Source organism: Legionella maceachernii, assembly GCF_900167045.1.
Lineage (GTDB): Bacteria > Pseudomonadota > Gammaproteobacteria > Legionellales > Legionellaceae > Tatlockia > Tatlockia maceachernii.
The window spans coordinates 1-24,147 of record NZ_FUXJ01000013.1; the positions used below are offsets into that span (position 1 = coordinate 1).

A 24,147-nucleotide genomic window follows, 5' to 3' on the forward strand; every position below is an offset into this window, starting at 1 on the left:
GTACTCTTTACGTAGGTTCTACGTCAGACATCATTAAACGAACTTGGGAACACAAAAATAAAGTCATTCCTGGTTTCACTGCTCAGTATAACGTACATATGCTGGTCTATTATGAAGCACATGAATTATACGTTGAAGCAGCACGACGTGAAAAACGTTTCAAAAATTGGCCAAGACAATGGAAAATAAATTTAATAGAGAAACTAAACCCTGAATGGCGTGACCTGTATGAAGAAATTTGCCAATGATTTAGATCGAATGGATGCCGCGAACAAGCCGCGGCACGTAGGCGGCAGGTGAATTGTCAACAGACCCTAATACACGAGCTTTTTTCATGAATTTTTATCCGTGGATTGGGTAAAGGGTGTTTCTAAATTGATTCGAATATTCAACACATCGAGTACTTTTACCAGTGTATTTAACTGTACTGTCTCTTTGCCTTTTTCGATATCAAATATAACAGTTTTGCCTACCCCAGCTAATCGGGCTAGGTCTCGTTGTGATAATCCGCTCTGTTTGCGGCAATAATGAACAATCTCTGCGATTTTATCAGCAACCATATTCATCAAGTGATTGAAAGTATATTACTGTTATAGCAGTAAAAAAAATAAAATAAAAGAAATACAGGTTTAATTTACCGCTAAAATAAGTTTAATTACCGCTATCGCAGTATTAATGGGTATTTTTATGAATATAAATTCTCTAAATGTATAAAAAATAGCAATAAATACTGCTATAACGGTAAATTAGATCATGGAGTATAGGATAGCTCTAAACTATCAAAGGGAAATCCAGAAAAAGCCGCTATATAAACCATTAGCGAATCGAGGCTATTTTGCTCTGTTATGACTGCGAATACATGGAATGAAGTGAAAAGAATAGGTAAATTCAATGGCCCGATAAGCCCTGTCATCTTTGTGTGAATTAAAATACGAATTAAATTAAACATGAAGGTATCAGAATGACTCATTTAGTTAGTGACCTGATGGGTACTGCTCCAAAGACTGAATCGGGTGCAATTGATTTAACAAAAGCCGAACGTATCGCAGAAGGTGGGACACATGTGCTGTATCGATTTCCTGATGCGCCTTATGTCATTAAAGTAATGAAACAGAATCCCAACCGCGAGGAGCTTGATGAATTAGCAAAAAAATACGCTGTCTTATACGAATGCTTTGACACGGATGGAAAACAACGATGCATTCGTGAGCAGCATGTGACTCTTTCGGTGCAACTCCCCGGAAAAGAACCTTACAATGCGGCTCTCTCCCTTGTCCCTTACGAAAATTGCTTCAAAGCGAAAGTAAAATTTGATTTTAAAATAGAACCCGCAGAACTCGACCCTTATTTGATGGAACACAATAACGCGTTGTTCCATAGACTAAATAGCACGCTTATGGGTAAAGGAAGTTCTGAACTGTGTTGGGATCTGAATGAGTATGGAAAGATTGATGCACGAATCGGTCCCATTTTGCAGCGCTTAGAGAGTGATCCTCAGCTCGTTGGTACGATGACGGAGTTCTTAAATCACTACCGTGATTTTTATCAAAAGACTAATATTATTTTGGATGCCATGGGGTTTGAAAACATCCTGTTTTTTCAAGACGAACAGGGTGATTGGCAATTTAAAATAGGTAGTGTCATTAAGCACGATACTGGAAAATACACCAATGAATTATTTGATGAATTGCGTGCTGGAAGAACAGTGGATTTGAATCAGTTTTTTAATTTTACTCACGCCTATTTTTCACCGGCAAATATTAGGGCGGTTAATGCCTGCGCAATGAAATTGAGTTTAGAGCCAGTGATTAATGATGTAGCTATCGATTCAAATGATTTATTGAAACTCTCCCACGCACTGTCCGTACCAGAACGTATGCTTGCCTACGCACGACACGGTGATTTTGAAAGCACTGATAAGTTGCTTTGCGATAATAAGAGTACTCTTAGCTTTAGCCTTAGGGATTTTTGGGCCTATTCGCTCATCGCTGATGAGTACATCCAGCATGGTCAATCCCCTGAAGCAATCAAACATTACCTGGATATTGTGAGTCAATTACCGATTACCTTCCCCGAAAACGAAGAAGATGCAAAACGGGTACTGGATGCAAAAACAGCCATGAGGGATCGACAAATCGTGCACAATAAAAAAATGATGCTCCATGACGAATTGAAAACGACTCTCGGGAAGTCTAAATTTAGTTTTTGGTCATCACCAACACCTGCTAACGAAACACCTTCTCAAACTGAAACAATGACTTTAAACTAATCTCTGGTAATGTAGCTGAGCTGGGATTTTTTATTTCGGATTTAATTTGGGTTATGCTTTAGCTCCAATCGACCAATTTCATCACTTTATCGACAAAAGCCTGACCAGGATCATTTTTATCTTTTTGATAATTTGGATCCCGCTCGAGCCAAAGGGGCGTGTTTTTAAATCTTAAATAGTCATGATGGCCAATGACGTATTCTATTTCGGGGTATTTCTTTTTTAAATAACACACCAAAAAGGCATTTGCTTTCACTTGCGCTTCTGTTAAATCATCAATGCTGTTTATTCCGCCTATGTTTTCGATGCCAATGGCAAAATGATTGAGTCCTATCACGTGTCTGGCCATCCACGTTTCAGGCATGAGCTGATAAATGGTTCCGTCCCGATCAACTACAAAATGAGCGGATACATTCAAAGTTCCCGGTAATTCCTTCGTTCGTGGCGAATCTTTAGGGAAAGTGGGGGGATTAAAAACTCGAAAAGTTGCTTTGAAAGTAGGAATGCATGTCCAATGCAATACGATCATTTTAGGTTCAATTTCAATGGATTTGGAGTCAATCCCATAATGCGTTAACTGATATTGCTGAGTGAGAGCAATGCGTTCTTCATTGAACTGGATAGGAGCTTGATGAATCACTTGCGCATCGTAGCACGAAAAAGCATGCGCTAAAGAAGTGAGACTTAATAAAATCAGAGTGAAAATTTTAATCATTGTTTTTTAAAATCATAAAGTAGGCGGTTACATAGTTAGGTAAATGTTGGGTTGCTCGATAAAAAGCCTCTTTACCGGCATAGCTACCTGCTAAAAAGTCGACTTGGTAAAGATTATTCTCAAAAGCCCCCCCTGTATCGGCAAAAATACCTGCCCTGGTCATTATCTTTCCTGATTTATCTTGATATTGCACCATAAGTAATTTTCCCAGGCCAAACTGTTCAATATCTGCGGCAAAGGTGACTTCGGTGTTGACTGTGATTTTATGATCAGCATCTTTACCATATCCCTTGATGCCATCCACTTGTTTAAAATACCAGTAGCGCTCTTGGTGATAGGGGTTTTTTGCTTTATCGTAGGGAATATTGTTATTTCGGTGAACATTAAAGGTTTTTAGCTGATGACCAAAGTCGGCGACAACTGTACCTTGCATTAATGCGGCTTCCAAGTCATCTCGATTTAAATACGCTAAAGCAGGGACATTTTTAGTTGCCAGTGCACCTTTTAAGATGGCTTGCTTACCGAATTGAAAACGAGTAAGTCCAGGTTTTGTCTCGGCTTCTTCAAGGGTTAAGGACTCTTCGTCCCGAGGCAGAGCGTACAGGGGATAAGGGTAGACCGAAGTGGAATGGCTTGATGCTTTAGCGCGATGGACATAATACTTGGTCATTAAAATTTTATCTTTAGGTAAATTGGCGATTAATGGTTTATTTAATTTAAAGGATTGAGTTTGCTCTGTGTCTGGATACCAGCGAACAAAATCAAAGTGTTTTTTAATAAAGGCCGGATTGTTCAATTCGTCTTGATGCTGACAAATAAATACCAATGTGGCCTTAACGCGGGAAAGAGAGACTTTAAAGACTTTACCCTCATGATTCACTCGGGGATCATAATGACTCCCTTTATTGAGATATGCTAAGGTTTCTAAAGCAGTTGCGCATAATGCAGGCCCGTTAATTTGATAGCGTGTTGAATCAATGGGAGCAGCAGAAACAAAACGAGGAGCGGCGACAGCTTGGATGCTTGCTAGTAAACCGCAAAAGAGAATGATTAGCTTCATTTCTTCAAAAAACCTATTTTAAAGCCCTATGGTACCACAAAAAGCATTAATTCATTGAAGAAGGGTCTTAGCTAAATAACCAGGAGATTAGTCTTCCCCCAATATTATTTGGGTTCTTAACAAAACTAAAATTGTCCAAAAGCGTTGTTGTGGCAAGGCCCATCCTTTGAATTACTACCAAAACTAGTAATGAGTTATCTAACCGGATTAGAATGATAAATCGGCTATTATCAATTAGATGTGTCACTAGTGTATGCTTATGAGAAAATTTCTCTTTTTATTGATAGGCCTCAGTTGCGGTTATATCAAAGGGGCTTATGCGATTATTTCGCAACGCAACGTGGATAATTTTTCCGTAACCTTTGGTGCTCCCATTCTTACTTCGACAGCAGAAACGTTAGAAAAAGGTGCTTGGGCAGTAGGGGAACGGATGGAGTACGATCGCGCCCATCCTTTGTCTGATGGAACGCTACTATCTTCCCCGCTAGCCGAAAGTCAAAAAGGATTTTTCATGAATTTTTTTATGGCAAGTTATGGGCTGCTAGAAGGTTTTACAATAGGGGCATTTTTACCTGTTCAACGTAGTCATGGTTTACGTGAAGTCGGTGATGTGCAGCTACAGGCAGCCGATGATATCAGCGCGCAGCTCGATAGCAAAGAAGATTTTGATGCGACCAATGGAGTCGAGTTATATGAAGATAAAGAAGCCTTTCAACCTGTAGACAAAAAAGTACCCCTCAATGGAAAAAGCGAAGGAGAAAAGAACGTTCTACCCAAAGTCATTACCCTGGGGGATACATCCGGTGTAGGTGATTCGACAATTTTTGGAATTTGGCGGCCCAATCAAGGAAATAAGGATGGTTCTTTCCTAACGACGGCATTTCTTTTTGGAACAAGTCTTCCCACTGGAAAGAAAACGATAAAAACGCGTCAAGGTGAATTATTTACTGCCGCTAATCAGCCAGGAACAGGCGCTTGGATTCCCTTTGCGGGTATTATTTTTTCAAAAAACTTAGGCCAGTTATCATTAAATAGTAGTTTTACTTATAGCCAAACCACAAAAGGAACCCAAAATACCACATTGGGGAGCTATTTTTATTATGATTTTGCAGCAACGTATCCCATTTATGAGTCTCAAGGTAAAATGGCCTTTAAAGCGAATGGGATATTAGAATTAACCGGCGAATATTTAAACCGCGATAAAATCCAAGGTATCAATGATCCCAATAGCGGTGGCAATAGCATTTATATTAATCCAGGCATTCGAGTGAATGTGGGCGAAAGCTTTTCTTGCTTTTTAGGAGCGGGTTTTCCCATAGAAGAAAAGCTTTATGGGACGCAGGTTAAAGGTCAATATGCAATCTATAGCGGTATCGAGATTAGTCTATAAATCACTAGAGGCATAGAGCATGGTTGCAAACCGCCAAGCTTACGACGCAAAAATTTCAAATCATGGGCAATTCTGGATGCCCTTGTTCCAGTTGCAATGCTATTTCTGCTTGCAGGGCATCGTTGATTTGTTTTATCCAGCCTGAGATAGTATGGATAAGCAATGCCTCGAAGGTATTTAATGACGCTTCATTTATTTTTACAGGTATGTTGTCATCTCGGTCAGCTAATAAGGAAATAAGAAAGCGACAGGCCATTTGTCGCATAATCGAAGAGACATCATTGAGTTGACTTATAACCAGTTCAGCAAGTGCTGCTCTCATTTCTGTCTCTAAAGCAGGTGCTATTGTAACCAGGCAGCTTAATGCAGCCTGTCGAATAAAGCAACTTTGCGCATTGAGTTTGTTTTTTATGGGTTCAATAAGCGTTGCTAGGGTTTCTGTCTCTAAGGCGGGTGCTATTGCGGCTAAGCAGTTTAATGTGGATAGAATAACAGATGAATTCGAGTCATTGAGTTTGTCTTTGAATGATTTGACAAAAGTTATTAGTGCCCCTTTTTCAAAATAAGAGGCTATTGATGCGAAACAATTCACTGCTGCGTGGCCAACATCCCAATCGTCGTCATTGAGTTTATTTGCTATAGGCTCAATAAGCGTGGTTAAACTTTCCTTCTCTAAAGTAGGGACCATTGCTGCTAAGCAATGAAGTGTTGCTTGACGAACATCTCCATTTTTGTCATCGAGATTCTTTTTGATCGGTTCGAAGAGGAGGACTCGTGTTTTTTGGTCTAAAACAGGTGCCATGGCAGCTAAACAGTTAAGTCTTGCGACAAGCACATTCTCCTGTTCGCCAGCTAAACCATTTTTAATAACTTCAACCAGGGCTGTTAGGGTTTCTTTCTCTAAAGTGGGTACCATAACCAATAAGCAGTTGATTGCTGCTAGGCGAGTAGCTGTGTTTCCGGCGTTGAATTTATGGATAATTGGTGCAATAAGGGGTACTAGTGCTTCTTTCTCTAAAGCAGGGATGATCGCGGTTAAGTAATACAATGCTGTAAGCTGAGCCTGTGGATTTTGATCGTCAATCGCTTTTTTAAACGATTCAACCAGCGCTGCGCGTGTTGCTCTCTCTAAAGCAAATGCTAGTGCTGCTAGGCAACTAAGTGTCGGTTGACGAATTTCCTCATTTCCGTCGTCACCCTTTTTAATAAGTTCAACTATCTCTACAAGCGATGGCTTCTCTAAAAAAGGGGCTAACGTTGTAAAGCATTGTAATGCTGCTTTGCGAACAGCGTAGGTTGGGTCATGGAGTCTGCTGGTAATAGGTCGAATAAGTATTGCCAATGTTTCTTTCTCTAAAGCCGGCGCAATAGCTGCCAAGCAGTTCAACATAAGTAGACGGGTATCCCAATTTTCATCATCGAGGCGCGTTGTAAAAGACTCAACAAGGGTTTCTAGCGTTTTTTTCTCTAATGCAGGTGCGATAGGTTTTAAGCAATCTGGTACGGCTTGGCGAACAATCCATATTTTGTCGTTGAGTTTGTCGGTCACCGGCTTTACAAGCGTGCTGATAGTCTCTTTTTTTAAAGCGGGTACTATTTTTTTTAAACCATTTAAAGCTGCCTTGACAACGAGACAATCGTTGTCATTGAGTTGATCAGAAAAAAAGGTCGCGAGAGCGATTAAACTATCTTGCTCTAAAGTAGGGGCCATCGCTGCTAAACATTTTAATACAGCTTTACGAACAGTCCAATTTTCATGATTGAACCCCTTTTTAACATCCTCAATGAGCGTGGCTGATGTTTTTTTCTCCAAAGCCGGTGCCATTATTTTTAAACAATGCAGTGCGTCTTTATCAGTATCTGGGTCTTGGTGACTGAGTTGAGATACGATCGGAGCAGGGTCTAACGATATTCGCCAAATTGTACCAAGGAGTATTAATCCTTCTATTTGTTGGGATAAGCTCAATTTAGGATTTTTTAGGGTTGCTGAAAATTGGAGGGCTAATTTTTTTAAATAGTTATCCTCGCTATTAATTATTGTACGTGAGTGGGTGAGTCTTGTGAGTATTGTGATTTGACTGGGATAAAATGCGATGTCGTCTTTTGCAAACAAAACTTCTTCGATGACTCTTTGATGTTGTTTATTATGCGTGTCCCAAGCCTTTAAAAGGGCTTCTGGCTTTAGATTAGAGTAGATATGCCTCCAAGCGCTCCTTGGTAGAGCAGAAAAAAACTGAGTCGTCGTGGTTCCCATGGGTAATACATCCTCTAACGCCGAGCCATTGCAGCTAAACAAATAAAAGCTGCTCTGCGAGTAAACCAATTATCACTTGGCATAAAAAACCTCTGTGCCTCTTGCTCAAAAAAAGAGGCAAAGCATAGACTCATGGTTCCTTTTTGTCAAATTAACGATCAATAGATTCACAATAAATCACTCTGCTCGCTTAATGTTCTTGTTGAGATTGCCATGCATCCCCTGTAGGGATCGACTATATTTAAATTTATTTGAGGAGATTTTTTTAATGCCAATGCCTCATGTTTCACTGGGTAAATTTAAAATTGCCCCTTTTAAAGATCCTGCCCTTCAACCTTATGGCGCTTTTGCCAATACGACTCCTTCAGGGGCCTATCCCATTAAGCAAACGGTGATGCTCGATGGCAAACCTCGCGAGTTTGTTTGGCCATCATCTGAGCATGCTTATCATGCACAGAAGATTCTGCATCTAAAAAATACATTGGGTGACAAGCATCCAGCGCAAAAGACCTTAACTCTGATGCTTAATGAAATTGAGAAAACACACGCCGGAACCGGTAAAGAGTATAAACCTCGCCAGGATTATGATCCTTTAGTGAATAAATACCTTAATCAACTTAAAGCGGATGGCCTTAACCTAACGGATAAAAATTCGTTTGATGCGCTGTGTGAGGCGGATTTCCATGCCACGCTAAATAAGAACGGCAAGAAAAAGGGTATCGACTTCATGCGCACGGTAATTAGCCTGAAACTTCAACAGCATTCAGAGTTGCGTAAAATAGCGATGCAATGTGCCCGAGAAGGGGTTCTTCCAGTGGAGATAAGCGATAAGGACGTTAACTGGGCTACGGGGCCTAATGGCGAAGGATTAAATATGCTGGGCATTATTATTCTCGAAGAAGGCAACAAGCTATTGCGTCAAAATGGAGAAACGCCTCGAATTCCAAATCCTGCACAAGCTTTCCAGGAATTACAGCGCGATCATAGCGCTTCTCTGGCCCATAGCGTACAGGTAAAAAATTTAACCTTGGGCGGGGCGAATCAAGTGCCGCCAAGAGCTTCAAGAGGAAACTTTGTCTTTAAAGGGGGTAATCATTATGTCGCCCCCATTTTATCGGCCAGTGAAATCGAAAACTCATTGAAGAAAGGAACCATACCTTTAGTGTCCAATAAAGAAACCATTTTTGATGGCTGTTTAAAATTAGGCATTAATAAAACACAGGCCTCTAATTTACTGGCCACTTATTCTGTGAAAAGTGTCATGGGTAACCTGGATACAAGTGTTAATGTGCAAATGGTGAATAACTCGCGGGCTAATCAAACGGGCCATGATCCTCAGGCCATGAAAATTAAATTTAGCTCCCAAAAAGAAGCCCAGGAATTTTGCCAACGACTGTATAAAGATTATGGAATTCATAGTCATACTCATGGCCCCGGAAAGATGAAAACTCCCCAGAACGGCTCAGTCTTTCTCACCAAAAATGATTTGGATAAATTGGCTCAAAGTTCACAATTATCAAAACAACCCGGCGTTGGCAAGTCGGCGTACGATACCCTGGCTAAATCGTTTGTTGACAACACACCAGCCCCAGTAGCAGACAAAAAGGCTGCTCATTCTGCTGGCATGCGATCACGCTAGTGCTTAAGGAGCAAATGATGGACGTTTCTAAATTTTGGGGGAAAGTGCTTGGCACCTACCTCATTATTGTAAGCCTTGCCTTGTTTTTTAACATGCAGCAGTTCATCAATAATGTTTATATTTTGGTTCATATTCAGCCACTGATGTTTATAACGGGGTTTTTTACCCTTATTTTAGGCTTAATCATTGCAGTGAGTCATAACATTTGGGAATGGAGCTGGCGAGTGCTTATCACTCTCCTCGCCTGGCTTATTTTATTGAAAGGTGCAAGTATTATTCTTTATCCCCATTTTATCGATAAAGCTACAATTCTTTTTGTGCAAAGTCCAACCACGGGTTATGTCTCAGCGGGAATCGATTTCTTGCTGGGTGTAATACTTTGTTACTTTGGATTTAAGCGCTCATAATTGGATTTTGCAATCCCCTTGATGCACAAGAGTAACAATTTCAACGTAAGCTGATAATCGATTTTGCGCATCACACAATGGTGGCTATGAGCATACCTTATCGGAATGCCAATGTTTATTGCAGGGACACCGTGGCTTGATTTCTGTAAACAAGAAGCATCTTCTCCATAAGAAGGTTCAACCTCCCATTGAATAGGAATATTATTTTCATGCGCTACAGTGGCAATATAATTTAATAATGTTTGATTAGGAATCATTGAACCATCAAAAGCAAATAAAGAAGGACCTTTTCCTAAATAAATTAAGTGTGTGCTTGAAAATTGTTCAGGGTAATCTTGTGCAACACTCGCTTCTAAATTAATTACGATGTCTGGCTTTAAAAATCGAGAAATAACGAGTGAACCTCTTCTTCCGAGTTCTTCTTGTACGGTGGCAGCAAATTGGACCTGAACTTTTTTCGTCAGAGCAGATTCTCTTTTAAGTTGAGTTAAAAGCTCAATTATTAATGCTAAACCAACACGGTCATCCAAGGCTTTTCCTGAATAAAATGCACCCTTTGCAAAAGTTTTAAAAGTAGTGTTAGGCGTGATGGGTAATCCTGGGTGGAATCCTTTTTCGAGTAATTCATTTTTGGTCAAACCAGTGTCAAAAAAAAGTTTTTGATATCAATGGGTTTTCTATTATATAAATTGGAAATATGAGGAGGATCCATGCCACTGTATGCCACAATCGATTCATTATCAACATGTATCAGCCACTCTTTATCCCAAAGAATATGCTCATCCCACCGACCTAAGGGGACAGCTCTGATGAATCCTTGCTCATCGACATGTTCGGTTAAAAAGCCAACCTCATCCATGTGTGCCATGATTAACACGGAGAGCTTATTTTTTTTTGATAAATTGCCAATGACATTACCTAAGTGATCTATTTCGTACTCAAGACCCAATTGTTCGATTTCATGGATAAATGCATCCCTGACTTTCGCTTCAAATCCTGAGGCGCCATGAAGGTTTGAGAATTTTTCTATTAACTGTTCCCTATGCTTACTATCCATTTGTCTCGCTTAATGACATCGCCTGAGGACTTTAGAGGAGGGTCTCTGCGCATACAGCAGAGACCCGAATAGAAATCAATGCTGTCTATATTGATTGCGGAACTTATCTACCGCTCTTTCAGCTTCGTCTTTACCGTAGCCATAATGCTTTTGGAGCTTGCCATAAATTTCTTGATGATTGCCTTCAATTTGCTTAAGATCATCGTCTGTCATCCAGCCCCAAGCTTGTTTCATTTTGCCTTTTATTTCTTCCCAATTTCCTTGAAAGATGTCTCGATTCATTTTCATCTCCTTGATTTATTTTTTATTCCTTTCTGGAAAATGATTTAGAAAACTCTAATCAATTCCCGTATATTAAAGGTAGTCGATTATTTTGATAATGCAAATGGAGATAATGCGATGTTGTATTGACTTTAATTTCGATTGTAATTTTTTTGTATTTTTAATAGGAATAAAAAATAATTGAAATTTATTTATTATATTAAAGAATTTATCCTAAAATAAAATAAAATAAAATAAAATAAAATAAAATAAAAACCGGAGTTTTTTACAAAAAAAGGAGTTTAAAATGAATCTCGTCACGCTGCTTATTCTTATCGTTATTTTACTCGCCATTTTACCCGCTTGGCCGTACAGTAGGGGGTGGGGATATTATCCTAGTGGTGGAGTGGGTTTGTTAATTATTATTCTCGTTATATTACTGCTAACAAGAGGTGGTCCTTAGCATAAAAAATGACAAATAACATCATTATTTCAGAGTTCCTTGGCGTGTTTTTAAGAGAAAACCATGATAAATATGAGTGATCTTTTAGCAAAAAAGCCTGCGGGTCTTTTTTGTATTCCAGGGAACTTTTATATTGATCCCATTGATAGTGTAAAAAGAGCGGTTATTACGCATGCTCATAATGATCACGCCCGATCAGGTCATGAGAACGTTTTGGCCACTCCTGAAACGATTGCTATCATGCAACTGCGTCATGGTAAAAATCAATCCACGCGTTGGCAAGTACTACCATATCAAGTACCACTTAATATTAATGAGGTTAAATTAATTTTAATTCCAGCGGGCCATATTTTGGGAAGTAGCCAAGTGGTCATTGAATACCTCGATAAGCGCTTAATCATATCAGGAGATTATAAGCGCAGTTATGACCCTACCTGTGTCAGTTTTGAAGTCATGGAGTGTGATTTTTTTGTGACGGAAGCAACATTTGGTTTACCGATTTTTAAACATCCACCCATTCAAGAGGAAATTAAGAAATTATTAGATTCATTACATCAATTTCCAGCCTGTCATTTGATTGGTGTTTATCCGCTAGGGAAATGTCAACGAGTGATTAAAACACTGCGCTTATTAGCCTACGCTGATCCAATCTATCTGCATGGTTCTCTGATAAACTTTTGTCAATTATATGAGCATCAAGGTGTACAGTTAGGTGAAGTGAAATCAGCGTTGAGTTTAGATAGAAAAACCGCCTCAAGAAAAATCGTTTTATGTCCACCCAATGAATTGAATAGCAAATGGACAAGACGATTTGGTGAAATCATTAAAGCAAATGCCTCAGGATGGATGCGGATTCGCGCCCGCGCCAAGCAAAAAAATGTGGAATTACCGCTTGTTATTTCGGATCATGCGGATTGGTTTGAGCTTTTACAAACCATTGATGAAGTCAAGGCAGAGGAAATTTGGGTGACTCATGGATTCGAGGACGCGTTAATTTATACTCTTAGGCATGAGGGATATAAAATTAAAGGATTAGGCATGATGGAACATGAGAACAGTGAGGATTAAGAGTGAAGAATTTTGCTCAGCTACTCAATCATCTTTATTTTTCTTATCAACATAAAGCAAAATTAAATTTATTATTAGATTTTTTTAAAAATACCTCTGATCCTGAACGCGGTTATGCGCTCGCTATCATGGCAGACACTTTAGATTTTCCCACGTTTAAACGCCAATTAATTAGGGAACTTATTGATCAACGAATTGATCCTTTTTTGTTTGAACTTTCTTTTGACTATGTGGGCGATCTTGCTGAGACCATTGCTCTATTATGGCCAAACAAAATGAGCAAATCTGAATCCAAGTTACCCCATCTTTCAAAAGTAATCCACGATCTGCGGAACATACCTCAAGCGCAAACCGCAAATCATTTAGCTGAGTTGCTCGATAAAGGGAATACGATTGAACGTTGGGCATTGTTAAAAATAGGAACGGGGAGTCTACGAATAGGGGTATCTGCGCGATTTATAAAGAAAGCCTTGGCATTGTATGGACAAGTTAATATCCAAGACATAGAACACCTATGGCATAGTCAAAAACCCCCCTATATCGAGTTATTTGCATGGCTCGACGGTAAAAAACCAATTCCTTCTATTGCCGAAGATAATTTTTTCCATCCGGTTATGCTATCCCATCCTCTTAAAGACAAAGATCTATCAAGCATTAATCCAGACAATTTTTTTGCAGAATATAAGTATGACGGTATTCGCGTTCAGTTGGTTTGCACCGCTAAAGAGAAAGCCCTTTATTCAAGAACGGGGGATAATATTAGTCGGTCATTTCCCGATGCCTTACAAACGGTGAACAACCCGGTGGTATTGGATGGCGAGCTTATGGTTGCAGGTAAGCATTGCATTGGAAGTTTTAATGATTTACAAAAACGATTAAATCGCAAAAATCCTGATAAAAAAATACTGGAAGAGCAGCCTGCAGTCATTATTTTGTACGACTTATTAGAAGATGAAAAAAGGGATTTGCGTCATTTGCCTTTGAGTGAAAGAAGGAAAAAATTGGAAAATTGGTTTGCAAGACATCATCCTTCAAACATGGTGCTTTCTGAATTACTCTTTTTCAATTCTTCAGAGGATTTATTAGAGCTAAAAAAAGATACGCTTAGCAAGCAGCATATCGCTATTGAAGGACTAATGTTAAAACGTAAAGACAGTCCTTACATTGCCGGAAGACCATTTGGGTATTGGTTTAAATGGAAGCGCAATCCACGATTGATCGATGCGGTATTAATGTACGCACAGAGAGGGCATGGAAAACGCTCTTCCTATTATTCAGATTACACGTTCGGACTTTGGTTAGGTGAAGAATTAGTTCCCATTGGAAAAGCTTATTTTGGGTTTACTGATGAAGAGCTCTATCAACTTGATAAATGGATTCGTTACCATACTCAGAACCATTTTGGGCCCGTTAGAGAAGTGGAGAAAGCGCTTGTGTTTGAAATTGCTTTTGATGCGGTCAATTATTCTTCTCGCCATAAATCAGGTGTGGCTCTACGCTTTCCTCGAATTAATCGAGTGCGGTGGGATAAACCTGCTAGTGAAGCGGATAAGTTGGAAAATCTCATCGCACTGATTAACCCGACTGAGCAACGCTGATCAATGCTTTTTCTTTTTACCACCATGATCTTGTTTATTTACGGTTCTCCAAGCGCGCTCTTCTGCTTCCTTTTTAGAAACACCCTTATCTTCATAGGATTTTTCAATATGATGAGCTTGGCGTTTCTGCTTAGAGGTGTAACTTGATTTATCTCCTTGTGACATTTTAATCTCCTTTCATAAAATTCATTTATAAGTATAGAGTAAAATTTTGAAAATAATTTGCCATATCGACTAAAATTAAACTATGTAATTTATAAAAATAATAAAGAAATAACTTTAAAATAAAGGACCATAGAATGAAAAATGATTATGATTCAAACCCAAAATCAGGCAACTCAAAACCCAAAAAAATTAAAAAAGAAGCTCATCCATCCTTTCATTCTGATAGCAAAAAATACGGGATAAAATCGCGTGATACTGCGCATAAAGAAACAAATGTAAAAGAAGCAGCGCACCCTAACTTTCATTCTGAAAGCAAAAAATACAAAAAAAGATAAATTTTTTGATGTAATAAAAGGTTTAAATTCGGTATTAATCGATTTAACCTATTAAGCAAGGATTGGGTGCTTATGATATCCAATTGGGATTTTATTCTTCGTAGTTGTTTATCTGGTCTGTTGGCCAGTATTATTGGCTTCGAACGCGAACTGCGTTTAATTAAAATAAATAAGGACACTAATGTTCTAAGGAAAAGATGAAATGAAAAAGACTAAATCGAAAGGGGGATTTGAAATTTTTGCCAAGCACATTTCCTATGGTGTTGGTAAAGCTTGGGTTTTTTTGCTTGCGTTTATTTTTGTCATTTCTTGGTTAATCTCTGGCCCATTTTTTAAATTCTCCGATACTTGGCAGCTCATCATTAATTCAGTTTCATCCGCCGTCACTTTTTTAATGGTTTTTATCATTCAACATACCCAAAATAGAGAAACAAAAATTTTAAATTTAAAGTTGGATGAAATCATCAAATCAATCAAAGTGGCCGATAACAAAACGTTTAATTTAGAAAAACTCTCCAATGAAGACTTAAAAGCATTAGAAAAGCATTATAAAAAAATGATAGATAAAAAAACCGGTGAATAATTAAATAGGGAGTGATGAGATCATGGATCATCCAAATGAAGAAGATTTTACTTATAAAATTATTTTCGAATTATTATCCAAATATCCGGAAATCATAGAGCCTTATATAAAAATTGAAGTTAAAAATATTAACGAACTTCGTAAAAAATTCGTAATTGTGGATGGCGAGTGGAGACTGGCTTCAGAGTAATCAGGCTTATGTCCGCATTTGTCGCTTTTATTTCACAGAGGATTATCGTCTTCATTAACCAATTTTAATATGAAATCTATCTGGCTCTCATAGAATGAAGAGAATAATCCTCTTAGGACTTGATTTTAACTATTTACAATCACTCCTCCATTAGGGTGTAACACTTGACCTGTCATATAGGAGGAGTCTTGTGAGGCTAAATACACATAAGCCGGAGCAATTTCAGCCGGTTGACCGGGTCGTTTCATGGGCACTTGTTGCCCAAATTCGCTGACCTCTTTAGCAGAGAAACTTGCTGGTATCAAAGGAGTCCAGATAGGTCCCGGGGCAACGGCATTAATACGAATTCCTTTACTAATCAGGCTTTGTGACAGAGAACGGGTAAGAGCGACTAAAGCCCCTTTTGTTGCTGAATAATCGATGAGATGAGCACTGCCTTTGTAAGCAGTGACTGATGTAGTATTAATAATGCTGCTCCCTTTTTTTAAAATAGGTAGCGCGGCTTTAATCATATAAAAACAAGAGAAAAAATTGGTCTTAAAGGTATCTTCCATTTGTTCACAGCTTATTTCCTCTATACTTTCTTTAGGGTGTTGTTCAGCGATATTATTCACTAAAATATCAATTTTACCGCAGGTACTTAATGCTTTATCAATCAATTTTTGGCATTCGGAATAATTTTGTAAATTCCCATAATTTAACCAGCATTTTCTTCCCAAATTTTTAATGATATCTTCGACCTCTTTTGCATCTTCATGCTCATTTAAGTAGTGAATAAAAATATCTGCTCCTTCTTTGGCAAAATAGCAGGCTACTGCTTTTCCAATACCACTATCTCCTCCGGTAATTACAGCAATTTTTCCTTCGAGTTTCCCCGCTCCCTGGTATTGGGGGTCTAAATAGATGGGTTTAGGGTGCATCTTTGATTCAATTCCGGGTTGTTTGCTTTGATGTTGTGGCGGGTTTTTATTGAATTCCTTTTTCATGATTAAATGTCCTTATAAAATTACAACAAAAAATTGAAATATTTAAATTATAGTTAATTATAAAATGAGAATAAATTTTCATTTTAAACAAAAAACAACATGAAAAATTTAATTAAAAAATGGAATAAAGATAATTTAAATTTTTATCGAAAATAATTGCTAAAATTAAAGAATAGGCCAAAGAAAAGGAGATTGCAATGAAGAGAAAAGATCATTCAGACTCAAAAAGCAATGATATTGCAGAATCCTATAATAAATTTAAAGAATTTGAAGGTAGACAGTATACGGGAATGAAAGTAGGACGGAGCCACCATTGGATTTATGATCCTGGAGAATGGAAAGAAACCAAATTAACCCCTGATAAATGGACAATTAGTTATGCTGTTACTAAAAGGAGAAAAGGTAAAGCACCTGAAGGTTCAGGGGTTCCAGTAGGGACTAAATACCATTGGTATATATTCGCTCATCAAATAGTCCAGAAACTCAACGCGAATGATTATTCGACCGAGATGGTGGGTTTAAAGTACAAAGTTGCTCATAGGAGAGCGAGCCAAGACGATTGGAATATCTCAGATTTGGCACAAAAAAAACGCTTATTAAAAATTTTACAGGAATTAGTGACTAATTTAGAGGAGGAAATTGATGCCTCTAAAACAAAAAAACCTAAAAAAGATTCGCTTGCCGTAAAGGCCAAAAAATCAAAAACAACAGCCGCAATAAAACACTTTCCTCATAAGAAAGACACGGCCGCAAAAAACGAACCATTTCATGAAGAGAGCCCCCCAAAAAAAGGCAGGCATCGCTGATAGAAGGAAGACTATTTACTCTCTAATATAAAATTTGATTTGCAAAAAAATCAACCAATGCTATTACTTATGTATGGATTTTTTTAATAAGGAAATATAATTATGAACGCAATTGATTTCTTAATTAAAGAACATAATAAAGTCAGAAAATTATTAACCGATATTAGCGATAAATCGCATCATTATGAAACTAAAAGGACCATGTTTGAATCGTTGGGCAATGACCTTATACGCCATGAAACGATGGAGCATAAGGTATGGTATCCTCATTTCAAAAATGATCGAAGACTCAATGAAGAAGTTAGGCATCTTGTAAAAGAAGAAAATTTTGCAGAGCAAGAAATAAAGAAACTATCTAAAATTACCACAGAATCAGCCTGGAATGAGCGTTTTACTCAATTGAAAAAAGACATTGAGCATCATGCTAAAGAAGAGGAAAACCAACTTTTTCCAGAAGTTAAAAAACTTTTAACAGAGGACGATTTGGAAAAAATTGGATCTGAAATGTATCAGTTTAAGAAAAACTATCGTCTTTCCAGTTGATTGACAAGAGTTTGCCGCTGTGGAAAATGTTTCAGGCGATTGGCATTCTAGGTTGGCTGGTGCTGATTAGGCAAAGCCTACCTAGAATTCATTGGGTTTGATTTTTTCTGCAACCAGAATGAAAGAAAAGGAAATAAGCAGAAAATGTTTCTATATTGATCTTTAAATTAAAAAAGGAATTATTTTATAGGGTACAAGCGCACAATATTTCTCCCAATCTTGACCATATTTTTTAGCACAGCGCCTGTCATCGCGAAACGCGCGATCGATAAGAAGAATGGCTAAGAAGCAAACATAAAAATACGGTGCAAAATGGGTAAAAAGCGCTGGTACTGACCAGAAAAAGGCACTGGTGACTTCAGGAATATAGTGGAAATGCCTTGAAATCCCCCACCAACCAGAGGCAAGAAGAACACTGCTTTTGGTATCTCCTTCCAGTGTTTTATAATGAGTTAACAAAATAGTCGGTTTTCTACCCCAAATTTTACAATGGCCTTTCGTCTCTCTAGCGCGCATCCGTTGCTTATCTGCTAAATAATTAATCATTATGCTCGCTGTGCCCAGAGCAAGGATAATCCACGCCAAACTAAGACTTAAATGCACCGGATGAAGTACAAGAAACATACTGGCTGAAGTGTAGATGCAGGGTACCCAAACAAGGCAACCCCAACAAATATAAAATCCCGCACGATCGTGCATCATGTCAAGGGAATGTAAATAGCCTTTTTCCCAAAGAAAAAATTTCGCAACATACAAACCTTGTAATAACACTGAAATCACCATGGAATTAGCGAGCCCAGTCAGTTCCGCCTGTTTGGCGCAATAAGAAATAAGCAGTAGCACCCAACTCATCATCCCGAGACGACAGGCTATCAATTGTTTAATGTGCCAGCCCAAAACCTGTGGGTACAGTTCTACACCCCAGTAGTAATCAAATAAAATATTGTTAGTGGTATTTGCATCGGTTGTTGAGGGGAGGAAGCGCCCTTTAAGATAGAGCAAAACACAAACCAAAAGGCTTAAAATATTGAGCGCACCTAAAAGATCACCAAGATTATCGTAAAGAAGCGTTGCAGGGAATAAATGTAATCCAAAGGTAGCAAAAGAGAATGTGACTAAGGTAATAACAAAAGCTAAAAATCCATTCTCTTTATAGATTGGAGCATTGCCTTTTGGGGTAAGGGGGCCTTGAAATCTTTTTCCGGGTAATAAGCGCATTAAAGCCGCTTCAAATACAATAAAACAACTGATCATCATCCATGCAGGGCCAGAACCCCAAAAATGAGGTTGCCATAGGTGGTATAAAGTGCGTAGAGCGCCTTCTTCAAGGATGAGATTCCCGAGGGTAACAAAAGAACCTTCTAATTTCGTATTCGTATACCACATGACCATTACAAAAGGAGGACATACTAAAATAAGAAAGAGAGGTCCTAGCGTATTTCTAAGATTTAATCGCATGCTTATATCCTTTAATTAATCTATCCGTTAGAAACGATAACTTAAGCGAGCCGTTACAGAATAGAGAAAAGGAAAATAGGTGTCAGTCGGGCTTAACTGAGACTCACCATAACCTGCCGTATAATTTCCTGCTATTTCGGCCATAACGTGGTTACTTACTCGATAATTTATTCCTGCCCCAAAAGTTGGGCTTAAGCGCCAATCTGAGGTAAGGATATCAGTGCGATGTACGCTGGCTATTCCCACACTCGAATAGATTCTAAAAGAAGTGGTTGAGATGGGTAACATGATTTTAGCCATTAAATTTAACGTGTCCGTGTTGGTACTTAAGGTGACCAAATCATTATTATTGAAACTAAAAAGACTATCCGGATCAAAGAAAACGTCTGCCTTAGGAAAGTGCATGTAGCTTGCTTCCAAAGCAAAAGCTGAAATAAATTCATATCCCGCTAATACACCCCATACACCACCACCTTCCCTTACTCGAATGGGAGTGGATAAATTGAGTGCCGAATTCTGATTTTCTTTTGTGGGTACTAATCCTTCCCAGGTAGTCGAACCATATCCGCCCAGCACACCAAGGTATATGGCTCGTTGAAAAGAGAAAGATTTGCTCTCATTGCTATAGCAAAATATTGAGTATAACAATAAGAGCAGTAAGCTATAGAATTCTAATTTTTTAAAAATCACTCAAGAATCTCTTTGTTTTTTAGTTAAAGCTTAGGAACATTTGCTAAAATTTGAACTGCAAGCGCGTTGATGAGAATCCACTCCTCCAAATAGATAGCAATTCCAATTGTCCATACAATCTTCGAAACTCGTGTATTTTTGAGCTCGACACGCATTTTCCAATGATCCATAGAAAGCGGTCATTCGCGAATAAAGCTGATTTAAATCCTGGCACATCCCAGCAGGAAGGCCTGAGTTAGTACAATAACACTGAGCCGAAGTTTTAAAAGAGGCGCAAAAATTAGGATTGTCTGTGGGTAAAGCATTAGGACAAGCCGAAAAACTCAAAGAAGAAAAAGCAAGTAAAGAAGCAGCTAAAGAGACTTTTTTAATCATATTATTCCCTTAATTTAATGAGTTGTTAATCTTACCAGAACTTTAACTAAAGGAATATGGACTTCAATAGTTCATTGAATTAATTTGCAAATTTCTGGCATTTATTTTGTCAAGAGCGTTTTAAATTTATCAGTTAAGCCTAGAAGTCCTTCGCAGAAACTCGTCTATACTTGAATAAATTTCCTTTTGATAGACACTTAAAATGGCAAAAACAAAAGAAAATTATTTAGCTAAGCATAGTAGTCACAATGACATTCGCCATAGAGGCGCGATAGGTCATCTTAATGAAGGCATTGAAATAACACTGCATAACATCCCAACGAGGTTGATTGCATGGCCTGGTAATGGTTTCCAAACCGAAAGTATTCATGTGTCAACTCTTTCACCCGGATTGGAATCGCCAATGTATACTTATCCAATTTCTGAGGAAGCATTTTTGTGCGTTCAAGGCAAAGGGGAAGTCTATCTTCGTGGAAAATGGGTAAGCATTGAGCCTGGTGATATGGCTTATTTTCCAGAGGGAGTAACCCACGCACTACGTAATTCAGCCACCAATGATGAGGATTTTATTTTGGTTAACTCCATCACTCCTCCTTTAGTGAGTTTATATGAAGAAGCGGGTTTCTATATTCGTGGCATGGGTTCCATAGATTTTGATGCTGCAGAGGAGGCAAAAAAAGCAATAACCCGCGGAAACATTTCCCCTGTTAATTACCTTCGCTACAGGGAAACCCATCCAGAGATTCGTGCCTGGAATTTAAAATCATCGGATATCCGTCGTCATGGTGCCTTATTCAACGTATTCAGAGGAGCTGAGTTTGATGCGAATGGTAGCCCCATGCGATTTATTTTGTGGCCAGGACATGGAACTCGCCAATGCGGATTCCATTTAACCCGTTGTGCCCCGGGTGATTGTTTTGCCGCACACACGCATCCCATTTCAGATGAATGCGTTCCTGTCTGGGCTGGATCTGCCCGTGGACACCTGGATGGTCACTGGTTTGAAATGGGGATTCACGAATGCCTATTGGCGCCGTGTGGCGTGCATCATGGAGGCCCTTTAAATGTAAAAACTAAAGTTGGCGGGGAATTGGTGCAAGACAGAGATACCCTTTGGGGAGGATTTGCATCACCTCCTCAAGGGGATTTATATTTAAGAGGTGGGTATGTGAATAACCAGTTGATTGCAGATCCTCCTTCCATAAGATTCACTAACATTGAACCTTTGGATCGATAAGAAGCATTTGAATCGGCCCTACTTCAAGCAAACAAGCCTTAGTGAGTTATAATTCAGGCAGAATTTTGTCTAACCATTTGGGCAGATACCAATTCCATTTTGCAAGAAGTGCCATGGTAGATGGCACCAAAAGGGTACGAATTAAAAAAGCATCCACAAAAATGGCAACGGCAATACCAAGTCCAAATGCTTTCACCATCAATACGTGAGCAACTAGAAAAGAGCCGCAAATCACGATGACAATTAAGGCCGCAGAGGTAATAATGCGACTGCTTTTTTCAATGCCAAAAATAATACTTTTCTTATTATCTTTATATTCAAGATAAGATTCTTTTATTCTCGACAAGAGAAAGACCTCATAGTCCATAGAAAACCCGAATAAAGCACAAAAAATGATGACTAATAAGCTCACGTCCACAATCCCTTGAGGTTCAAAATTAAGATAGTGAGCCAAATATCCATCCTGAAAAACTAAGACAAGAGCGCCATAGCAAGCGGATAAGCTTAATAAATTCATTAAAATCGCTTTTAGGGGTAAAAATAAAGAACGTAATAAGAGGAGTAAAATCAGATAGGAAAAAAGAATGATCCACACCATCGCATAAGGCAATATTTTAAAAATCCGTTCTAACACATCCACATTGATAGCTGGTGTTCCAGTCACTTCCACATCCAATCCTGATGGGGATTTCATCGTCTCTAGTTTCTTGACTAAATCGGTTGTTTGTTGAGTATTACTATTGTATTTACTATTTACATTTAACACGGTGAATGAATGCTTCGTCGTGGTGGAGAGTAATTGTTGAATGCGCGTTGGTAAAAGATCATTTGAAGTGGAATAAAGCGTGCGATATTGCTTGCTGCTTAACTCCGAATCGGAAGAAATAATACCAATCACGCTTTTCACTAATGGATTGTCTTTTACTTTGGTTACAAGCTTATATAATTTTGAAATATTGTTTTTAGATAACATATAGGTATGAGGTGATTGAACTAATAAAATAATGGGCGTTAATTCTTTAATATCAAAATAAGATTCATAGCTGTTAAAAAATTGTCGACTAGCTGAGCTTTTGGGCGTTATTCGATAATCGGATACTCCAAATTTTGCTGAAGTGAGCGGATAACCAAGCATTAGTAAAAAGAGAATGATGGGGAAGAAAAAAACGAGTGGTCTCTTCACTATTTTTTCAGCTAACCAACGCCAAAATGGAGCTCTATTAACCTTGTTTTTTCCAGTTAAGTGAATAGTTAAAAAATCAATATGGTGCTTAATGAGTCCGAGTACTGCAGGTAATACAAAAATTGCATTCATTACAGCCACTAAAACAGCAATCACACCTCCTACAGCCATCGAAAACAAGATATTAATGGGAAATAGAAATAACGCACTTAAGCTGACTAAAACGGCTAACCCACTGTAGAAAACAGATTTTCCTGCGGTTTCTTCTGTAATCGCAAGGGCTTCTTCCGGACTTCTCCCATTGTGAAATTCCTCGCGAAAGCGATTAATGATAAATAGCGCGTAATCTAGGCTAAGACAAAGCCCTAATAATAAGGCAATATTTAAAGTATAAATCGAAAGAGTCCAGCTTTGTCCAATGAGATAAAGCGAAGTTAAAATGACTAAAGCACATCCTCCACCTAAAATAATAGGAAGTAAAGCCGCAGTTAATGACCCAAAAACGAAAAGCAAAGTAATAATGGCCACGGGTGCTGCAATTAAATCTGCTCGATAAAGATCCACTTGTGTTTGTTTATTAATCTCGTTGATAAATAAAGCTTGGCCGCCAAAGATAATCGACATGTTAGAAGGTTTTTTTACCAATGATTTAATTTGCAGTAATTCTTTATCTCCAAGCACTTCTGGGCTTTTAATAATGATCACGGCATACGCTGAATGCTTGTTTTTAGAAATTTGTTTCTTATTATCGGAAGGGAGAATGATTTCATGTTTAAAAGGGAGATTTTTTAACCCTGACAGCGATTGCTTTATTTTCTTTTTAAAAAGGGATTGATTAGCCAAGAGACTCGAGCTGTGGTACATAATTAAAATCTTATTTGCATCATCGTATTTAAATTGACGATTAATGTATTGTTGAGCCTTAGCGCTTGTGGAATCTTCGTCGGTAAATCCAGTGCTCTTAAAAGGAGGAGTTGTAGTGATAAGAACGGGTATAGAAGCAATAATAACTATTCCCCAAATAAGAACGATACTCCAACGCAGTTGAAAAATACCCTTTCCTAATCTGTAAAATAGCCTTTTTTTCATCCTTTTTTATTTCCTTATCTTGAACGAGGGCAATGATTAGCGTAAATCAAAAAATGATCACTACAGTTAATAATTATACCTCAAGGAAAATTAAAGCACTTCAGAAAATAAGTAATCGACTAATTTAAAATAAAAAAATTTTAGAAATAGCGCAGAAACAGCTTGGTAAACCAGCACGTTTGATGATTGCAACCTAGCCCATTAGAGGCTTACCCCGCATCGATCTATAATCGGTGTGGTTGATGCTTTTCTAACCTGGCTGTAGCGAGATGTGTTCAAAGGGATCGCTTTCATTGGTCAGATTGTACGGGACCAATTGTGGATTC

Annotated in this window: 26 protein-coding genes and 1 pseudogene; 14 read left to right on the plus strand and 13 right to left on the minus strand. The window is 38.4% G+C overall.

The window, feature by feature from the left end; genetic code table 11:
• Nucleotides 1-248: GIY-YIG nuclease family protein (locus B5D33_RS11375; protein WP_139364751.1), on the plus strand; the 248-nt coding region annotated here is incomplete at its 5' end.
• Nucleotides 249-332: 84 nt separating this feature from the next.
• On the opposite strand, the gene B5D33_RS11380 is transcribed toward B5D33_RS11375, so the two are convergent.
• Nucleotides 333-560 carry a helix-turn-helix transcriptional regulator gene (locus B5D33_RS11380; protein ID WP_058453095.1) on the minus strand — a complete coding sequence of 76 codons (228 nt, stop codon included), beginning with the start codon at nt 558-560 and terminating at the stop codon, nt 333-335.
• A 191-nt stretch (nt 561-751) separates the two neighbouring features.
• Nucleotides 752-970, minus strand: coding sequence for a hypothetical protein (locus B5D33_RS11385; protein ID WP_058453096.1), 219 nt, complete (start codon nt 968-970; stop codon nt 752-754).
• Here B5D33_RS11385 and B5D33_RS11390 point away from each other — a divergent pair.
• The gene (locus tag B5D33_RS11390) at nt 962-2,269 is read left to right on the plus strand and encodes a hypothetical protein (RefSeq protein WP_058453097.1); all 1,308 of its coding nucleotides are present in this window, start codon (nt 962-964) and stop codon (nt 2,267-2,269) included. The two genes, B5D33_RS11385 and B5D33_RS11390, sit on opposite strands and share 9 nt — an antisense overlap.
• Nucleotides 2,270-2,327: 58 nt before the next feature.
• Here the strand turns inward: B5D33_RS11390 and B5D33_RS11395 are convergent, their stop codons facing one another.
• The gene (locus tag B5D33_RS11395; protein WP_058453098.1) at nt 2,328-2,984 is read right to left on the minus strand and encodes an N-acetylmuramoyl-L-alanine amidase; all 657 of its coding nucleotides are present in this window, start codon (nt 2,982-2,984) and stop codon (nt 2,328-2,330) included.
• Complete coding sequence (locus tag B5D33_RS11400) at nt 2,977-4,044, minus strand: MltA domain-containing protein (protein WP_058453099.1); 1,068 nt, start codon at nt 4,042-4,044, stop codon at nt 2,977-2,979. Before B5D33_RS11400 ends, B5D33_RS11395 begins: the two co-directional genes overlap by 8 nt.
• Before the next feature lie 259 nt (nt 4,045-4,303).
• On the opposite strand from B5D33_RS11400, the gene B5D33_RS11405 reads away from it, so the two are divergent.
• A complete protein-coding gene (locus B5D33_RS11405; RefSeq protein WP_078767430.1) occupies nt 4,304-5,434 on the plus strand; it encodes a transporter family protein in 1,131 nt (376 codons plus the stop codon).
• A 55-nt stretch (nt 5,435-5,489) separates the two neighbouring features.
• Here B5D33_RS11405 and B5D33_RS11410 read toward each other — a convergent pair whose 3' ends face one another.
• Entirely contained in the window at nt 5,490-7,688 is a 2,199-nt protein-coding gene (locus tag B5D33_RS11410; protein WP_058453101.1) for a HEAT repeat domain-containing protein, read from the minus strand.
• Between the two features lie 268 nt (nt 7,689-7,956).
• Here B5D33_RS11410 and B5D33_RS11415 point away from each other — a divergent pair, with 268 nt between their 5' ends.
• Together B5D33_RS11415 and B5D33_RS11420 are read left to right on the plus strand one after the other, a co-directional pair.
• Complete coding sequence (locus tag B5D33_RS11415) at nt 7,957-9,327, plus strand: NADAR family protein (protein WP_058453102.1); 1,371 nt, start codon at nt 7,957-7,959, stop codon at nt 9,325-9,327.
• A 14-nt stretch (nt 9,328-9,341) separates the two neighbouring features.
• Nucleotides 9,342-9,734, plus strand: coding sequence for a hypothetical protein (locus B5D33_RS11420; RefSeq protein ID WP_234802503.1), 393 nt, complete (start codon nt 9,342-9,344; stop codon nt 9,732-9,734).
• Here B5D33_RS11420 and B5D33_RS17065 read toward each other — a convergent pair.
• Both B5D33_RS17065 and B5D33_RS11435 read right to left on the minus strand, forming a co-directional pair.
• Nucleotides 9,710-10,791, minus strand: a pseudogene (locus tag B5D33_RS17065) (M42 family metallopeptidase). The gene B5D33_RS11420 and the pseudogene B5D33_RS17065 sit on opposite strands and share 25 nt — an antisense overlap.
• A 75-nt stretch (nt 10,792-10,866) precedes the next feature.
• Complete coding sequence (locus B5D33_RS11435) at nt 10,867-11,073, minus strand: CsbD family protein (RefSeq protein WP_058453106.1); 207 nt, start codon at nt 11,071-11,073, stop codon at nt 10,867-10,869.
• 286 nt (nt 11,074-11,359) lie between these two features.
• Here B5D33_RS11435 and B5D33_RS11440 point away from each other — a divergent pair, with 286 nt between their 5' ends.
• The 3 genes from B5D33_RS11440 (at nt 11,360) to B5D33_RS11450 (ending at nt 14,181) form a co-directional block, all read left to right on the plus strand.
• Nucleotides 11,360-11,515, plus strand: a complete 156-nt coding sequence (locus B5D33_RS11440; RefSeq protein ID WP_078767431.1) for a DUF3309 family protein — start codon at nt 11,360-11,362, stop codon at nt 11,513-11,515.
• A gap of 63 nt (nt 11,516-11,578) precedes the next feature.
• Nucleotides 11,579-12,583 (plus strand): ligase-associated DNA damage response exonuclease, encoded by a 1,005-nt coding sequence (locus tag B5D33_RS11445; RefSeq protein ID WP_058453107.1) that lies wholly within the window; start codon nt 11,579-11,581, stop codon nt 12,581-12,583.
• A 2-nt stretch (nt 12,584-12,585) separates the two neighbouring features.
• Nucleotides 12,586-14,181: a cisplatin damage response ATP-dependent DNA ligase gene (locus B5D33_RS11450; protein WP_058453108.1), complete on the plus strand. Its 1,596-nt coding sequence runs from the start codon at nt 12,586-12,588 to the stop codon at nt 14,179-14,181.
• On the opposite strand, the gene B5D33_RS16635 is transcribed toward B5D33_RS11450, so the two are convergent.
• Complete coding sequence (locus tag B5D33_RS16635) at nt 14,182-14,346, minus strand: hypothetical protein (RefSeq protein WP_058453109.1); 165 nt, start codon at nt 14,344-14,346, stop codon at nt 14,182-14,184.
• A 134-nt stretch (nt 14,347-14,480) separates the two neighbouring features.
• Here B5D33_RS16635 and B5D33_RS11455 point away from each other — a divergent pair, with 134 nt between their 5' ends.
• The 3 genes from B5D33_RS11455 to B5D33_RS16640 all read left to right on the plus strand — a co-directional run bounded on the left by B5D33_RS11455 (nt 14,481) and on the right by B5D33_RS16640 (nt 15,454).
• Nucleotides 14,481-14,681, plus strand: a complete 201-nt coding sequence (locus B5D33_RS11455; RefSeq protein ID WP_058453110.1) for a hypothetical protein — start codon at nt 14,481-14,483, stop codon at nt 14,679-14,681.
• Nucleotides 14,682-14,883: 202 nt separating this feature from the next.
• Nucleotides 14,884-15,264, plus strand: a complete 381-nt coding sequence (locus B5D33_RS11460) for a low affinity iron permease family protein (RefSeq protein WP_058453111.1) — start codon at nt 14,884-14,886, stop codon at nt 15,262-15,264.
• Between the two features lie 22 nt (nt 15,265-15,286).
• Nucleotides 15,287-15,454, plus strand: a complete 168-nt coding sequence (locus tag B5D33_RS16640; RefSeq protein WP_156415021.1) for a hypothetical protein — start codon at nt 15,287-15,289, stop codon at nt 15,452-15,454.
• A gap of 125 nt (nt 15,455-15,579) precedes the next feature.
• Here the strand turns inward: B5D33_RS16640 and B5D33_RS11465 are convergent, their stop codons facing one another.
• Nucleotides 15,580-16,440: an SDR family oxidoreductase gene (locus B5D33_RS11465; RefSeq protein ID WP_058453112.1), complete on the minus strand. Its 861-nt coding sequence runs from the start codon at nt 16,438-16,440 to the stop codon at nt 15,580-15,582.
• Nucleotides 16,441-16,637: 197 nt separating this feature from the next.
• On the opposite strand from B5D33_RS11465, the gene B5D33_RS11470 reads away from it, so the two are divergent.
• The gene (locus tag B5D33_RS11470; RefSeq protein WP_058453113.1) at nt 16,638-17,246 is read left to right on the plus strand and encodes a hypothetical protein; all 609 of its coding nucleotides are present in this window, start codon (nt 16,638-16,640) and stop codon (nt 17,244-17,246) included.
• Between the two features lie 102 nt (nt 17,247-17,348).
• Nucleotides 17,349-17,789 (plus strand): hemerythrin domain-containing protein, encoded by a 441-nt coding sequence (locus B5D33_RS11475; protein WP_058453114.1) that lies wholly within the window; start codon nt 17,349-17,351, stop codon nt 17,787-17,789.
• Nucleotides 17,790-17,951: 162 nt separating this feature from the next.
• On the opposite strand, the gene B5D33_RS11480 is transcribed toward B5D33_RS11475, so the two are convergent.
• From B5D33_RS11480 to B5D33_RS11490, 3 genes are read right to left on the minus strand one after another with little or no spacing between them, the layout of a single operon-like run.
• Nucleotides 17,952-19,247 carry a phosphatidylethanolamine N-methyltransferase family domain-containing protein gene (locus B5D33_RS11480; protein ID WP_058453115.1) on the minus strand — a complete coding sequence of 432 codons (1,296 nt, stop codon included), beginning with the start codon at nt 19,245-19,247 and terminating at the stop codon, nt 17,952-17,954.
• Nucleotides 19,248-19,274: 27 nt separating this feature from the next.
• Complete coding sequence (locus B5D33_RS11485) at nt 19,275-19,937, minus strand: outer membrane protein (RefSeq protein WP_058453116.1); 663 nt, start codon at nt 19,935-19,937, stop codon at nt 19,275-19,277.
• A 30-nt stretch (nt 19,938-19,967) separates the two neighbouring features.
• Nucleotides 19,968-20,312, minus strand: coding sequence for a hypothetical protein (locus B5D33_RS11490; RefSeq protein WP_058453117.1), 345 nt, complete (start codon nt 20,310-20,312; stop codon nt 19,968-19,970).
• 202 nt (nt 20,313-20,514) lie between these two features.
• On the opposite strand from B5D33_RS11490, the gene B5D33_RS11495 reads away from it, so the two are divergent.
• Nucleotides 20,515-21,549 carry a cupin domain-containing protein gene (locus tag B5D33_RS11495; protein ID WP_058453118.1) on the plus strand — a complete coding sequence of 345 codons (1,035 nt, stop codon included), beginning with the start codon at nt 20,515-20,517 and terminating at the stop codon, nt 21,547-21,549.
• 46 nt (nt 21,550-21,595) lie between these two features.
• Here the strand turns inward: B5D33_RS11495 and B5D33_RS11500 are convergent, their stop codons facing one another.
• Nucleotides 21,596-23,821, minus strand: a complete 2,226-nt coding sequence (locus B5D33_RS11500) for an MMPL family transporter (protein WP_058453119.1) — start codon at nt 23,819-23,821, stop codon at nt 21,596-21,598.
• Nucleotides 23,822-24,147: the final 326 nt, after the last annotated feature.

What these genes read in the sequence shown, in the direction of transcription:
- B5D33_RS11380 (WP_058453095.1), bottom strand. Translation starts at nt 560, where the DNA reads ATGGTTGCTGATAAAATCGCAGAGATTGTTCATTATTGCCGCAAACAG.
- B5D33_RS11390 (WP_058453097.1), top strand. Translation starts at nt 962, where the DNA reads ATGACTCATTTAGTTAGTGACCTGATGGGTACTGCTCCAAAGACTGAA.
- B5D33_RS11385 (WP_058453096.1), bottom strand. Translation starts at nt 970, where the DNA reads ATGAGTCATTCTGATACCTTCATGTTTAATTTAATTCGTATTTTAATT.
- B5D33_RS11395 (WP_058453098.1), bottom strand. Translation starts at nt 2,984, where the DNA reads ATGATTAAAATTTTCACTCTGATTTTATTAAGTCTCACTTCTTTAGCG.
- B5D33_RS11400 (WP_058453099.1), bottom strand. Translation starts at nt 4,044, where the DNA reads ATGAAGCTAATCATTCTCTTTTGCGGTTTACTAGCAAGCATCCAAGCT.
- B5D33_RS11405 (WP_078767430.1), top strand. Translation starts at nt 4,304, where the DNA reads ATGAGAAAATTTCTCTTTTTATTGATAGGCCTCAGTTGCGGTTATATC.
- B5D33_RS11410 (WP_058453101.1), bottom strand. Translation starts at nt 7,688, where the DNA reads ATGGGAACCACGACGACTCAGTTTTTTTCTGCTCTACCAAGGAGCGCT.
- B5D33_RS11415 (WP_058453102.1), top strand. Translation starts at nt 7,957, where the DNA reads ATGCCAATGCCTCATGTTTCACTGGGTAAATTTAAAATTGCCCCTTTT.
- B5D33_RS11420 (WP_234802503.1), top strand. Translation starts at nt 9,342, where the DNA reads ATGATGGACGTTTCTAAATTTTGGGGGAAAGTGCTTGGCACCTACCTC.
- B5D33_RS11435 (WP_058453106.1), bottom strand. Translation starts at nt 11,073, where the DNA reads ATGAATCGAGACATCTTTCAAGGAAATTGGGAAGAAATAAAAGGCAAA.
- B5D33_RS11440 (WP_078767431.1), top strand. Translation starts at nt 11,360, where the DNA reads ATGAATCTCGTCACGCTGCTTATTCTTATCGTTATTTTACTCGCCATT.
- B5D33_RS11445 (WP_058453107.1), top strand. Translation starts at nt 11,579, where the DNA reads ATGATAAATATGAGTGATCTTTTAGCAAAAAAGCCTGCGGGTCTTTTT.
- B5D33_RS16635 (WP_058453109.1), bottom strand. Translation starts at nt 14,346, where the DNA reads ATGTCACAAGGAGATAAATCAAGTTACACCTCTAAGCAGAAACGCCAA.
- B5D33_RS11455 (WP_058453110.1), top strand. Translation starts at nt 14,481, where the DNA reads ATGAAAAATGATTATGATTCAAACCCAAAATCAGGCAACTCAAAACCC.
- B5D33_RS11460 (WP_058453111.1), top strand. Translation starts at nt 14,884, where the DNA reads ATGAAAAAGACTAAATCGAAAGGGGGATTTGAAATTTTTGCCAAGCAC.
- B5D33_RS16640 (WP_156415021.1), top strand. Translation starts at nt 15,287, where the DNA reads ATGGATCATCCAAATGAAGAAGATTTTACTTATAAAATTATTTTCGAA.
- B5D33_RS11465 (WP_058453112.1), bottom strand. Translation starts at nt 16,440, where the DNA reads ATGAAAAAGGAATTCAATAAAAACCCGCCACAACATCAAAGCAAACAA.
- B5D33_RS11470 (WP_058453113.1), top strand. Translation starts at nt 16,638, where the DNA reads ATGAAGAGAAAAGATCATTCAGACTCAAAAAGCAATGATATTGCAGAA.
- B5D33_RS11475 (WP_058453114.1), top strand. Translation starts at nt 17,349, where the DNA reads ATGAACGCAATTGATTTCTTAATTAAAGAACATAATAAAGTCAGAAAA.
- B5D33_RS11480 (WP_058453115.1), bottom strand. Translation starts at nt 19,247, where the DNA reads ATGCGATTAAATCTTAGAAATACGCTAGGACCTCTCTTTCTTATTTTA.
- B5D33_RS11490 (WP_058453117.1), bottom strand. Translation starts at nt 20,312, where the DNA reads ATGATTAAAAAAGTCTCTTTAGCTGCTTCTTTACTTGCTTTTTCTTCT.
- B5D33_RS11495 (WP_058453118.1), top strand. Translation starts at nt 20,515, where the DNA reads ATGGCAAAAACAAAAGAAAATTATTTAGCTAAGCATAGTAGTCACAAT.
- B5D33_RS11500 (WP_058453119.1), bottom strand. Translation starts at nt 23,821, where the DNA reads ATGAAAAAAAGGCTATTTTACAGATTAGGAAAGGGTATTTTTCAACTG.